At 44.0% G+C, this 13,267-nt stretch carries 7 protein-coding genes; 4 read left to right on the top strand and 3 right to left on the bottom strand.

The annotated features are described in order from the left end of the window. The first annotated feature begins 32 nt into the window (after nucleotides 1–32). Entirely contained in the window at nucleotides 33–3,185 is a 3,153-nt protein-coding gene (locus tag MKX41_RS12400; RefSeq protein ID WP_340970770.1) for an alpha-mannosidase, read from the top strand. A 132-nt stretch (nucleotides 3,186–3,317) separates the two neighbouring features. After that, nucleotides 3,318–6,725: a glycoside hydrolase family 2 protein gene (locus MKX41_RS12395; protein WP_340970768.1), complete on the top strand. Its 3,408-nt coding sequence runs from the start codon at nucleotides 3,318–3,320 to the stop codon at nucleotides 6,723–6,725. 57 nt (nucleotides 6,726–6,782) lie between these two features. Here MKX41_RS12395 and MKX41_RS12390 read toward each other — a convergent pair whose 3' ends face one another. From MKX41_RS12390 to MKX41_RS12380, 3 genes are all read right to left on the bottom strand, one after another. Continuing rightward, nucleotides 6,783–7,373, bottom strand: coding sequence for an ROK family protein (locus tag MKX41_RS12390; RefSeq protein WP_340970766.1), 591 nt, complete (start codon nucleotides 7,371–7,373; stop codon nucleotides 6,783–6,785). A gap of 346 nt (nucleotides 7,374–7,719) precedes the next feature. After that, entirely contained in the window at nucleotides 7,720–8,478 is a 759-nt protein-coding gene (locus tag MKX41_RS12385; RefSeq protein ID WP_340970765.1) for a class I mannose-6-phosphate isomerase, read from the bottom strand. Between the two features lie 179 nt (nucleotides 8,479–8,657). Further along, nucleotides 8,658–9,527, bottom strand: a complete 870-nt coding sequence (locus MKX41_RS12380; protein ID WP_076286242.1) for a LysR family transcriptional regulator — start codon at nucleotides 9,525–9,527, stop codon at nucleotides 8,658–8,660. Between the two features lie 151 nt (nucleotides 9,528–9,678). Here MKX41_RS12380 and MKX41_RS12375 point away from each other — a divergent pair, with 151 nt between their 5' ends. Together MKX41_RS12375 and MKX41_RS12370 are read left to right on the top strand one after the other, a co-directional pair. Beyond that, nucleotides 9,679–11,415 (top strand): ABC transporter ATP-binding protein, encoded by a 1,737-nt coding sequence (locus MKX41_RS12375; RefSeq protein WP_340970763.1) that lies wholly within the window; start codon nucleotides 9,679–9,681, stop codon nucleotides 11,413–11,415. Beyond that, the gene (locus MKX41_RS12370; protein ID WP_340970762.1) at nucleotides 11,412–13,151 is read left to right on the top strand and encodes an ABC transporter ATP-binding protein; all 1,740 of its coding nucleotides are present in this window, start codon (nucleotides 11,412–11,414) and stop codon (nucleotides 13,149–13,151) included. Before MKX41_RS12375 ends, MKX41_RS12370 begins: the two co-directional genes overlap by 4 nt. The last annotated feature ends 116 nt before the right edge of the window (nucleotides 13,152–13,267 follow it).

Raw genomic sequence — 13,267 nt, 5'->3', positions numbered from 1 at the left:
ATGAAGCGGACGAACGATCAGGGGGATTATTAATGATTAGAATACAACGGTTCATTCGAGAGTTATCTGAACGACAGTGGCTCGAATCGATCCCCATTAAAGACTGGGATGTACAATCAACAGAATATATTTTACCGGGTAAATATTCGGAGGAACGCGCTTTTGTAGGAAGCGAAGCCTTTGATTTATTCCCAAGCAAACAAGGTACAACGTATATGCTGCGTACGACGTTATCCATTCCGAACGAATGGGCTGATGACGCAGTAGGGTTATATTTTACCTCTGGATCAGGTGGGGAAGGGCTGCTTCGTATTAACGGACAGTCCTTTCAAGGGTTGGATCGAAATCACCCATTTGTAAAATTACCTGATCGGGTTGGCAAACAAATCGAAGTGGAGATTGAACTGTTTGATGCTGTACCGGAGCCTGTGGATCCCTTAAATCAGCAAGCAACCATTCATGCACCCATTCGCAAGATTCATAGCACGCTAGTCTATGTGAACACAACAGTGCAGTCGTTGATGTATTCTGTGAGCGTCATTATGAATGCTGCGGAATTGCTACCAGCGTCAGATTTTCGTCGTACTCGCGTGATGGAAGCTCTATATACAGCTATGGATGCATTTACTTTGCTATCACAAGAGAAGATTGCAGGCGGTGCCGCAGCTTCAATTGAACACCACCTTGTCGAACAAATAAGACAGATCGGTGGCAATAGCGAAGGTGTCATCCATATGGTAGGACAATCTCATATTGATATTGCATGGCTGTGGCCATGTCGTGAGACAGTGCGTAAGACGAGTCGGACGTTCTCAACTGTAAATGCTTTAATGGATGAATTTCCTGAATATCGGTATGCACAGAGTCAGCCGTTGCTCTTCGAGTATTTGAAGTTGAATGATCCAGTGTTATATGAGCGTGTAAAAGAACGAATAAGTGAAGGCCGCTGGGAGCTTGTCGGTGGCATGTGGGTGGAGCCGGATCTCAATATACCAAGTGGTGAATCATTGATGCGGCAAATGCTCTACGGTCAACGATTTTATCAGCAGGAATTTGGAAAGCGATCCTTTATAGAATGGTTACCGGATACCTTTGGCTACTGTGCATCATTACCGCAAATTTTGAAGCATGGTGGCATGCGTTACTTCATGACGACGAAGCTGAATTGGAATGATACGAACCCATTTCCGTATGACTTGTTTTATTGGGTAGGCATTGATGGAACGCCAATGCTATCGTATTGCAACCATGGGGTAAACGAGGATACGCAGCCGAAGGATGTTCATGAACATTGGCAATCTTATAAAGAGAAAGTTAAGCATCCGGAACAAATGTTATTGTATGGGCATGGGGATGGCGGTGGTGGTGTCACGCGTGAGATGCTCGAATATATTCATCGCTCGGATCTCATGATCGGTCAGCCCTCATCTCAATTTAGTAGCGCGGAGGCATTCTTCACGGGTATTTCCGAAGCAAATCCAAATTTACCGAGCTGGCACGGTGACCTGTATCTTGAACTACATCGAGGTACGTATACGACACATGGGCGTAACAAACGTAATAATCGGAAGGCTGAGGTTCTGTATCGTGAAGCAGAGTTATGGTCTACGTTGGCCCGATCATCGCTGAGCTCAGAACAAGCAAAGACGTTACAGCATGATTTACATGAGGGATGGAAGTTGATTTTATTAAATCAGTTCCACGACATTATTCCGGGTTCTGCCATTACAGAAACGTATGAGACATCGATGAGAGAGTATGAGGAAGTATTCCAGCGCGGGAAGACAAGCTTAGAGATCGGGATGGCAGCCATTGCATCTCATGTTCAGATCGAAGGGACGATGGAAGGAACACCGTTCCTTGTATTGAATAGTATGGGCTGGAGCCGTGATTGTGTATTAGAGCTGACTACCCAGGATCTTATCGATCAAGGTGTTACGAATATTGAATGGAATCGCTTAACGATCGTGACTACGGATGGTGAATCATTGGATTATGAAGTTAGTAGCCATGGAACGACCAAGATCCTTCGAATTCGCGTACCGAATGTTCCAGCAATGGGCTACAATACGATTCTAGTACGTGAAAATGAAGTAGCTGTAGTGCCAGAATCGCCGAAAGTATTACCAAAGCTACTTGATGAGTGGGAGACAGCCTACTATCGTATACGCTTCAATGAACAAGGAGAAATCATAAGCTTATACGATAAACAAGCGAATCGTGAAATCGTGAAGGCGGGAGAGCGGGCGAATCAGTTCCATTTCTTCCATGATCGTCCGACGCTATGGGATGCGTGGGACATTGATCCGCGCTATGAGCAACAGTCTGCTGGAAAGGCATTTCTGTTAGAGAAGAAGCTAATCAGTTCAGGAGCTGTTGCTGATGTTATAGGCTTCCGTTGGCGTATAGGACAATCCACGATTGAGCAGGAGATGGTCCTATATCATCATCATGCTCGCATTGAGTTTAGAACAAAGGTGGATTGGCAGGAAGCTCATAAGCTGCTGAAGGTGGGCTTCCCACTCGATGTTGTAACAAGTCGAGCCACTTATGAAATACCGTTCGGTGCTTTAGAGCGGAATACACATCGCAATACAAGCTGGGATCAAGCGCAATATGAAGTATGTGGTCATCGCTTCGCTGATGTGTCTGAGCATAGCTATGGTGTCAGTGTGCTGAATGATTGTAAGTATGGTTATGATACCCAAGGAAGTACGATTCGTCTTTCCTTGCTACGTGCGCCAAGATGGCCGGATATATCGGCAGATCAGGGATATCATGAGTTCACCTATGCACTGTATCCACATGCCGGCGATTGGCGTCAAGGACACACACTTCGAGCAGCAGCAGAGCTGAATCATCCACCTGCTTATATTGCAGTATCCACCGTAGATGCTACAGAGCTACAGAGCACGAATGTATGGGATCGATGTTGTTCATTGCTTCCTTTTACAAGTGAGCATGTTGTCTTGGAGACGGTCAAATGGGCTGAGGATGACGATGGCATCATTCTTCGTATGTACGAATCCGCTGGAGGTCGTGAGACGATCGATCTTAAGTGGCCGTATCCACATCAAGCGGTGTATGTATCGAATGCCTTGGAAGAAGAAGTCCTGTTAATGGACAGCTGGCAACTGACCTTTACGCCTTATGAAATAAAAACGATCAAAATTAAGATTGGATAGACGTCAAAATTGGACGAATCCTGCATCTGAAAGACATAGGAAGACGACTGCGGTTCGTTCTCTTCCTATGTCCATTTTGGAATGATATTGACGCTAGGCATCCATCAATCTATGCTCGGAGGTTGAATTAGCATGATCATGGCAACATCAGTACTAAACAATTCGACAGCATGGAAAAGACCTACAATAATTACGAAGCCTACCTATACTTCGGGCACGAAAGATCCGGTGATATGTCTCAATACATGTCTTGAGAATCAATGGTATTTCAGTATGAATCCACTCTCAACTGAACATATTGAGGCACAAAACCTCGATTCTTATGATTGGCATGAAATCATTGTTCCTGGTGAAGTTGCTATGCAAGGCTATAATATCGAAAATGACACACCATACTACTACACAACTTCTTTTATGATTCCAGAAGATTATGATGGAAAGCATGTAATCCTAAGGTTCCATGGTATATATTCCAAAGCTAAGGTATGGATAAACGGTTTGTATAACCGTGATCATCAGGGTGGATTTACGACATGGGATTGTGATATTACGGATCAGATCCGCGCTGGGCAAGCTACTACTATCGTCGTTGAATTCATCGATGACAAATGGGACCCTTCAATTGGTAGCAAATACGCTCATCATAATATTGGTGGGATTCTAAGATCGATAGAGCTTATTGCAGTACCTAAGACGCATCTTACTAGATTTCATTATGACATTGAATTTGACGCCGCTTACAATAATGCGTTTTTGCAGGTATCACTAGGTGCCGCACTCCATCAAGCTAAAGCTGTTTATGTTCAACTTGAGCTAACAGACCAACAACAAGCCCTCGTACCACTTGAAGAGCATTCTATCGTTTTTGAGCCTGAGCAACAACACCTCGATATATCCTTCAACATTCAACACCCAAAGAAATGGAATGCTGAGCAGCCCTATCTATACACCCTACATGCCAAGTTATTTGACGATGAGCATCAATTGATCGAGCAAGCTGAAGTACAGGTTGGATTCCGACAAATCTGCTTCGCAGGAAAGAACGGGACAGATCCGAAAGAAATCTACATTAATGGAGAACGAATTAAATTAAGAGGCACATGCCGCCATAGTATCCATCCAAAGCTCGGAAGAACAACAACACCAGAAATGGATATACAGGATGTCATATTGCTACGAGAGCAAAATGTTAACTACGTACGAACCTCCCACTATCCACCATCGGAGGAGTTTCTTGCGGCGTGCGATGAGCTTGGCATGTATGTAGAGGAAGAAACAGCCGTTAACTTCCAGTATGCAAATGGACCTGGACCATGGCGGGATGACGAACCATGGTATATGAATCAATTAGCAGAAATGATAGAACGTGATCGTTCTTATCCTAGCGTCATAATATGGTCATTAGCTAATGAGAGTGGCTGGCGCGCTAATGAGGAAGGGGATAAATTCAGAAGACAGCTGCAGTACGTTCAGCAAGAGGAGACGACTCGGCCAACTAAATTCAGTTATCCGTTCTTAGTTGAGGATGGCAGTACAACCGATATTTACAGCGCACATTATATTGATTATACAAATGATATGGATTACCACTTAGTTACTTATGGGGTGTCTGAGAAAGATATCGTAATTAACTATTCTTCTCCTGTTATTCACGATGAATATGCACATATCGCTTGCTATAACATCGAGGAACTTGAACGAGACAATAACGTACGCAACTTCTGGGGAGAGAGTGTATATAAGATATGGGAGAAGATTGTCAATACGCATGGTGCGCTTGGTGGTGCATTGTGGGCTAATATTGATGATATATTCTTCCTGCCTGATGGTGTCCCCGAACGACATCAACAGCATTCAATTGGTACTGCCGCAGGATACGGAGAATGGGGGAATATGAGTGATGTCTGGCGCAGACATAAGCCTGAATATTGGATGACTAAGAAAGCCTACTCCCCAATTCGGATTAAGGAAGGCACCGTTGGGAATCCAGGATATGCCCCACTCATCATCTCAATTAGTAACTGGTTCAATCACACTAACCTGAATGAAGTGAACATTTGCTACAGCATTCACGTGGATGGGCAAATTATTGCCCAACCGTCTTTCTATGGACCTGATATTAAGCCATACTCAAGTGGGCAACTCGAACTCCCAGCACGAGATTGGAGCGATCGAGAGCGCATACATTTACAGTTTCAAACATCGGATGGGATAGTCGTAGATGAATATCTGCTCCCAATTGCAACAAGAAAGTTCATATTCTGTGATGCCCAGTATGAAGCATTAAAGGTCGAAGAAACGGATGAGCAATATCTCATTCGTAACAACATGGTTTCTTTCACATATTGCAAAGAATCAGCGATGCTCTCTCAAGCAACTTTCCAAAACCGAGTCATACTTACAGGTGGCCCGCATTTGAATTTGACTGGTGTCGAGCTTGGTAATTGGATTCCAGGTTCCATTCATGTAGAAACTTGCGATAATGACCAGCAGATTGTAGTCACAACTACTGGTCATTACACACTAGGCATAAAAGTTTTATTTGTTCAGAAGCTGTTCGCAAGTGGTAAATTTGAAATTCGCTATACGGTGGACAATGTTGAACTTGAGCTTGAGATACAAGAACTTGGTCTAGCAATCGATATGCCTGAGCACATCGATTATGTGGAATGGCAGAAATCAGGACGATTCAGTGTTTATCCTGAGAATCATATAGGGAGACTTACCGGCCGTGCCAACCGGGTTCGTAAAGCTAGTGATGAACAACCAGATGTTTACGGAGAGCAACCTGCGTGGGAATGGAAAGACGATATGCGCAACTATTATTTGGAACGTAAAGACGATTCTACTAAAGGAATAGTTACTAATGATTTCCAAACGATGCGAGAGTATATTCACTTCTATGCTGTTGGCCTAGCAGATACGGACGCCACTCTACGCGTAGAATCCAACGGAAACGAGGCTGCTCGAATAGCTTATATGTATCAACCGCCTACATTAGTTAGTTATGCGGATACCGATTCATTAACCTATAAGGGTGAATGGCAGCACCTACAAGATTCAAAAGCTATCATAGGTATGGTGTGGCATTCGAATACTCCGGGATCTACCATTGAATTCTCATTTTACGGTACAGGCGTTCAGTTCATGTATAAGAAACATAAAACTGGTGGAACGATGCATGTTCACGTAGATGATCAGCCCAAGCATATCATTGGTACACATAGTGATATTGGTATGCCACTGTACCAACAACGATTTACTTGCAGAGAACTTCCACTCGCGTACCATAAGATTACCATTGGAGTCCCCTTCGATTACGAGGGAGCGGAAGTTGTCATCGAGGCATTCGAAATTCTGAATGATACCATTCCTGCAAAAATCATAGCACAGCTTATTATCAATCAAGCCTGGTATTACCCAGCGTTAGGCTGGGGGAACTATTGCGGAGAACCAATCCGTATTGAATCAGGTTATTCGCAAATGACTACGTTCAGAATGACTAATAATCCTCAAATGATTATAGAGTACGGTAAATAACGTATGATAGTATGGAAGGTCGGCTACTCAAATAATGGGTAGCCGACCTTCCATTTTTTATGAGAATAATTGATCAATACCTTTGAACGTATTCTCTATAACATGCTCAGATGTATAAATAGATAGATGATGTGGTAGTAGTCCCTGTTCGAGCGCAGGTCTAAATACATCAAAACTTTTCGCGATTTGTCCGCCAAGCACGAGTCGCTGTGCTCCAAAGCCCACGATATAGGGATCAAGCATCTCAGCTAGACACGAACCAAATTCTTCGAATACTTGTTGATAGGCGAGGTTTCCCTGTCTTGCCAGATCAGCGAGCTCCTTCACATCCATGCCTTCTATCCAAAATCCACGTTCCTGTGCGGCATGTAGAATACCAGGACGGGAGAACACTTCATCGATCATTGTATGGCGATAAGGCTTATCATAGAGCTCTCCATTACGAGGAACTCCCTCACCCTCAATTCGGATTTTTCCTTGATCAATGAAAGCAGAGCCCAGCCCTGTGCCGAGTGTTAAAGAGATAAAACGTTCTTGTGGAAATAAGGTACTGATCCCTAGCGCGAAAAGCTTAGCATCATTCTCGAAACGAATAGGTGCATGAACGAGTGCTGCTGCCCATGGCTGATCATTATTTGCTTCCAACAAGCTACGAATAATCTTCTTGAGATTCATACGTAAAGCGATTCAAACTTGCATAAACCTTGGATATAGGAGATTCCTTGCTCATAATCAAATGGCCCGGGAAATGCAATTCCGATATGCCACACTGCAGCAGATAAATCGTTCGATAATGTTGTTCCAAACATATATTGGTATTGCATGATCGTCATGAATTGCTGGAGCGTAGTGCTGGCATCCTCACTTTGCAAGCGAAAGGACTTGGAATTGAGAAGCTTGAATGGAGCAGCCATTCATGACGAGACTGGACTTGATAAAGGTCCCGCCAACGTCGAGTGCGATAACGAATTTAGTCTTCAAGGAAGCTCACATCTCAAGATTTGGATACCCCAGTTTTTATGAGCGTACAAGGCTGGCTACCTAAATTCCCAACTCGATAGGCACCGAATGCAGCAGGCAGGATATAGGACTCCGCATACCGGAATTCGACTGAGACGGATTCATTGTCGCAGGATATAATTCTCACCTTCTCACCTTCTACGAGATTGAACATGACCATTTGGTGATCCGTATGATCTTCCCATTTATCAGTTGAATGTAATCGGTGTACATAGAAAAGTAGATCCTCTCGTTGACCAAGTTCCACCATTTCGTTGCGACCTTGGGATTGTAATAGTACGGGCTTAGCGATTAAATTCTCCTGCACCCACGCTGTTTTCTTATAGAAATCAATATTCGGAAAGGCGTGATCAATATTAATCGGACGAGGTTTACCATCCATTCCTTTGCGCAAGAAATCATAGATTTTAAACGTAAACCACCATGTTGTTGATGAAATCTCGAGGACAAGATTATTTTTTCCTGATGCATGCATTGTACCTGTTGGAATGAGGAATAGGTCGCCTTTTTCAGCTTCAAACTCGTTTACATAGTCTTTTAATGGGATAGGAATAGCCGTTTCCTGCGCTGTCTTCACCGCTTGATAGAAATTTTCTTCGGTGCAAGTATCCGTTAATCCCAAATAGACATGGGATGTTCCTTGCTGCTCCATAAATTCATTAAATTCACTTCGAATATACGATTGCTTAGGATGGACTTGGCAAGATAAATTGTCACCCTCTATCGTATCCAATTAGTCGAAGCGAATCGGGAAGTAATCTCCGAATAATTGAACGTTGCGTTCGCCGAGAATGGCAAGATACTCATAATGCATCACAATAAGGAAGGGGATTTCGATGTACTCACCTTGATATTCCAGAATAATAGAGTTCTTCGGTGCGATCGCTACATATATAGTAACATGCCTGTTGTTTAACCATTCTTAAAGCTTTCAATAAACTTGGAAGCTAATGATGATAAGTATTTATCTTTGATCCAGACGGCGGCGACCCGCGTGCGAAGCGACTCACTACTGATTTCTTTATAGATCAAATTACGATTGCTCGTTAATTCGAAAGCGGATTTGGGGATAATTCCGATGCCGAGACCAGCATTTGCCCAGAGCAGTGTTGTTCGCGCATCATCATTCATACAGAAAATTAGCGGATCAAAACCATTCTCAAGACAGGTTTCCCGGATAAGCTGCTCAAAACGGCGGTAGATAATGAGCGGCTTATCTTTTAACTCACCGATCTCAACGAAGTTTTCATCTGTTTTCCAGTCATACTCTGGAGTCATTACGGCAATCATAGGCTCAGCTTGTGTGTAAAGACATTCTAAATTTGTAGCATTAAAGGGTGTCCGGACAATGCCAATCTCGACAATGCCCTTGTTCAAAAGGTCGATGATTCTGAAGGTATTCCCTTCATGGATTTCAAATTTAACGCCTTGATACGTTTTGTGAAACTCACATAGTCGATCTTGGAGCAGGGTCGCTCCTGAGGAAGAGACAGTGCCAATGGCAAGAGTTCCTTTTAAGCCTTTGACAAAATCATTGAGCTCCCGGGCAGTGGAATCAGCCAGCTCCAGAATTTGTTGAGCCCGGTCACGCAAAATGGCTCCTGCTTCGGTAAGTTGTACACTGCGCGGACCTCGATCTACAAGCTTGACGCCTAGTTCTTCCTCAAGCAGCTTAAGCTGCTGACTGAGCGGAGGCTGAGCCATTTGCAGCTTTCTGGCTGCAGAAGTAATCTGCCCTTCCTCAGCGATAGCCATAAAATATTTAAGCTGTCTAATATCCATAAAAAAAATCCTCCGAACTTGGGATATGTTAATCGTATGGGAGCGATACGAATCAAATATTATTAATATGTGAGTAGATATGCCATAATCATAACTGTTATTATACATATTTCAAGTGCTTAAATACTTCTTATGTTGGGTGTGGATGACGTTGTTTAAAATTGCAGTCTATTTAAAACCGTACAAAAAAGAAGCCATCATCGGTCCAATCTTCAAGCTGATGGAAGCGATTCTGGAGCTGATTTTGCCTACCATTGTCGCGTTAATCATCAATAACGGGGTAGGAAATCATGACAGTGCTTATGTATACCGTATGGGTGGCCTGATGGTGCTGATGTCTCTGCTTGGCTTCGGTTGCTCCATGGTGTGCCAATACTATGCAGCACGAGCATCTCAGGGATTCGGCACGACGCTTCGTAATAAAATGTTCAAACATATTACATCTTTATCGTACGCTGAGCTGGATACGTTCGGTACGCCTACGCTGATTAACAGAATTACCAATGACGTAAACCAGCTGCAGATTGCAGTGGCTATGCTGATTCGCCTGGTTATTCGTGCGCCGTTTATCTGCATCGGGGCTATCATAATGTCCATGATTTTGGATTTTAGATTATCGCTGATTTTAATAGCGGCAACGCCGATTTTTGGCATTATATTATATTTTATTATCACTCGAAGTGCACCTTTGTATCGAAAATACCAGCAGAAGCTGGATGCCCTTGCGCTCGTTCTTAGTGAGAATTTGTCGGGGATACGAGTCATTCGTGCTTTTGCGAAGAGACGTACGGAAAAAGAACGTTTTGATGCCTCATCTGAGGATTTAACCACTACAGCGATCCGGGTCTCGCGGATTTCCGCTTTACTTGGACCTATGACGACACTTGTAGTAAACGCGGCGATCATAGCTATTTTATGGGTAGGTGGAATTCACATTGATGGGGGGCGATTGTCTCAAGGTGAGATCATTGCCTTTATCAATTACGTCACTCAAATCTTGCTGGCACTTATAGTGGTCTCCAACTTGGTCATTATTTTTACAAAAGCCTCATCTTCTGCCAATCGTGTGAATGAAGTGCTGAGTGTCAAAGCATCCGTGTCCGAGGACGGGAATGTTGTGATGACTGAACCTAATCATACCGCTCCTGCCATATCATTCGATCATGTATCGTTTGGTTATAATACAACAGGAGAATTGGCATTAGAGGATATTTCGGTAGTCATTAACCGCGGAGAAACTGTAGGGCTGATTGGCAGTACGGGTTCTGGTAAATCTACTTTCGTGAACTTAATTCCACGTTTTTATGATGCAGTGCAAGGTGAAGTTAAAGTGGATGGAGTGAATGTCAGAGATTATAAGCTGCATCAGCTTCGTGAGAAAATAGGGATTGTGCCGCAAAAAGCAGTGTTGTTTACTGGAACAATCGCTGAGAATATTCGTTGGGGTAAGGAAGACGCAAACGAGGAAGAAATCATGCAAGCAGCCTTTGTTGCTCAGGCGGAAGAGTTTATTCGTAAATTGCCAGAAGGATTGAATACGCAGGTATCACGTGGCGGACTTAATTTATCCGGGGGGCAAAAGCAGCGCTTGACGATAGCTCGCGCAGTGGTAGGTAAGCCGTCGATTCTAATTCTGGATGACTCCTCCAGTGCGCTGGATTTCGCTACTGATGCGGCTCTACGTAAAGCGCTCAATGAGAGCAGCCAGCAAATGACCGTCCTCGTTGTCTCGCAGAGGGTGAGCACTGTAAGGCAAGCGGATAAAATTATGGTATTTGAGGAAGGGCGGATCGCCGGTGTCGGAACCCATGAGGAGCTGATGCGTGGTTGTGAAGTGTACAAAGAAATCTGCCTGTCCCAGCTATCGAGTGAGGAGTCGGGCCAATGAACAAAAACAACATTTGGAAAAGACTAATTGTATATACAGGACATTATAGAAAAATTGCTATTGGGGCAGTTATATGCGCGTTACTCAGTGTGATCGCCAGTCTAATCGGACCACTACTTATCGGTAAAGCCATTGATTTTATGATCGGACCGGGAGAGGTGGATTTTGACGCCGTACTTAGACTGCTTTTGATTCTGGCAGCGGTATATATTGTCGGCAGCTTTTTCGGATGGCTCCTTACCTATCTGACGAATCGAATCGCCTACCGGACTGTGTATGACTTACGGCGGGAGCTTTTTGATAAATTAAATATTTTGCCTTTAAAATTTCACGACAACCACCCGCAAGGTGACAGTATCAGCCGGTTTGTTAACGATATGGATGCCGTCTCTGATGGACTGCTGCAAGGTTTCTCCACACTGCTTACAGGGATCATCACCATTGTTGGGGCAATTGTGCTTATGTTGTACATCAGTCCTCTGATGACCTTAGTAGTTCTTCTGTCAGCACCCGCCACCTTTTTTGTGGCCAGATTTATTACGATGCGATCTCAAAAGATGTTTAAAGAGCAGGCGAAGATTCTCGGTGGTCTCAATGGCTATGTGGAGGAAATGATCGGCGGGCAAAAAGTAGTCACCGCTTATCATTATGAAGAACGTGCAATGTCTCAGTTTGAAGAACAAAATGAGACATTATATCAGACCGGTGTGAAGTCACAATTTTATGGCTCCTTATCCAATCCGACAACGCGGCTAGTAAATAACGTTACGTTCTCAGTTATAGCTATGATCGGTAGTGTTATGGTAATTCGGGGTCATTTCACGGTAGGGGATCTGTCCAGTTTCTTGATCTTCTCCAACTTGTTCGCTAAGCCGTTTAATGAAATAACAGGTGTGATTACACAGCTTCAATCGGCAACTGCCTCTGCGCAGCGGATCTTCGCCATTCTCGATCTAACACCAGAACCCGCTGATTCTAAGGGCGCCAAAATCATGAGTACAAGTCAAGGAACCATTACCTTCGAAAAAGTATCCTTTGCATATAATCCAGAACGTCCCTTGATTAACGATTTCAGCCTTGAAGTGAAGCCCGGTACCCGAGTTGCGATTGTAGGTCAGACTGGAGCAGGGAAGACGACGCTGGTAAACCTGCTCATGCGTTTCTACGATGTGGACCGTGGGTCCATCAAGATTGATGGTGTGGATATTAAGACCATTACGCGTGACAGTCTGCGACGTAATTTTGGGATGGTGCTGCAGGATACTTGGCTCTTTGGGGGCACGATCAGAGATAATATTGCTTACGGAAAACCTAGGGCTACAGAGGAGGAAATCATCGCTGCTGCTAAAGCTGCTAATGCTCATAGCTTCATTAAACGTCTGCCAGAAGGGTATGATACGAAGATCAGTGGCTCAGGGGATAATCTCTCCCAAGGACAGAAGCAGCTACTTACCATTGCACGAGTAATGCTTGTAGATCCGCCTATGCTCATCTTAGACGAGGCTACAAGCAGTATTGATACCTTAACTGAGGTACGGATTCAGAAGGCTTTTCTGACTATGATCGCTGGTCGGACCAGCTTTGTGATTGCCCACCGATTGTCAACGATTCGGGAGTCGGATCTCATTCTTTTCATGAAGGATGGAGACATTGTGGAGAGTGGTACGCATGATCAACTCCTAGCCAGCGGTGGATATTACGCCAGATTATATAACAGTCAGTTCGCCTCAGCGTAGACTTTGTGAAGAAAGAGAAGTATTCAACCCTATTTGGGGTGAGGATGCTTCTTTTTTGTCAGTAGCATGGCATTTACTGTCCCGTAAATGAAACCTCAGGTGGTTCCCTTCGTATC

Origin of the sequence: Paenibacillus sp. FSL R5-0475, from assembly GCF_038004585.1 — a bacterium.
GTDB lineage: Bacteria > Bacillota > Bacilli > Paenibacillales > Paenibacillaceae > Paenibacillus_AQ.
The sequence above is the reverse complement of the archived record's forward strand: the minus strand, read 5'-3'. Positions and strand labels throughout refer to the sequence as shown.

Bases quoted from the DNA above. Each gene is read 5' to 3' on its own strand.
- MKX41_RS12370 (WP_340970762.1), top strand. From the start codon at position 11,412: ATGAACAAAAACAACATTTGGAAAAGACTAATTGTATATACAGGACAT.
- MKX41_RS12380 (WP_076286242.1), bottom strand. From the start codon at position 9,527: ATGGATATTAGACAGCTTAAATATTTTATGGCTATCGCTGAGGAAGGG.
- MKX41_RS12400 (WP_340970770.1), top strand. From the start codon at position 33: ATGATTAGAATACAACGGTTCATTCGAGAGTTATCTGAACGACAGTGG.
- MKX41_RS12395 (WP_340970768.1), top strand. From the start codon at position 3,318: ATGATCATGGCAACATCAGTACTAAACAATTCGACAGCATGGAAAAGA.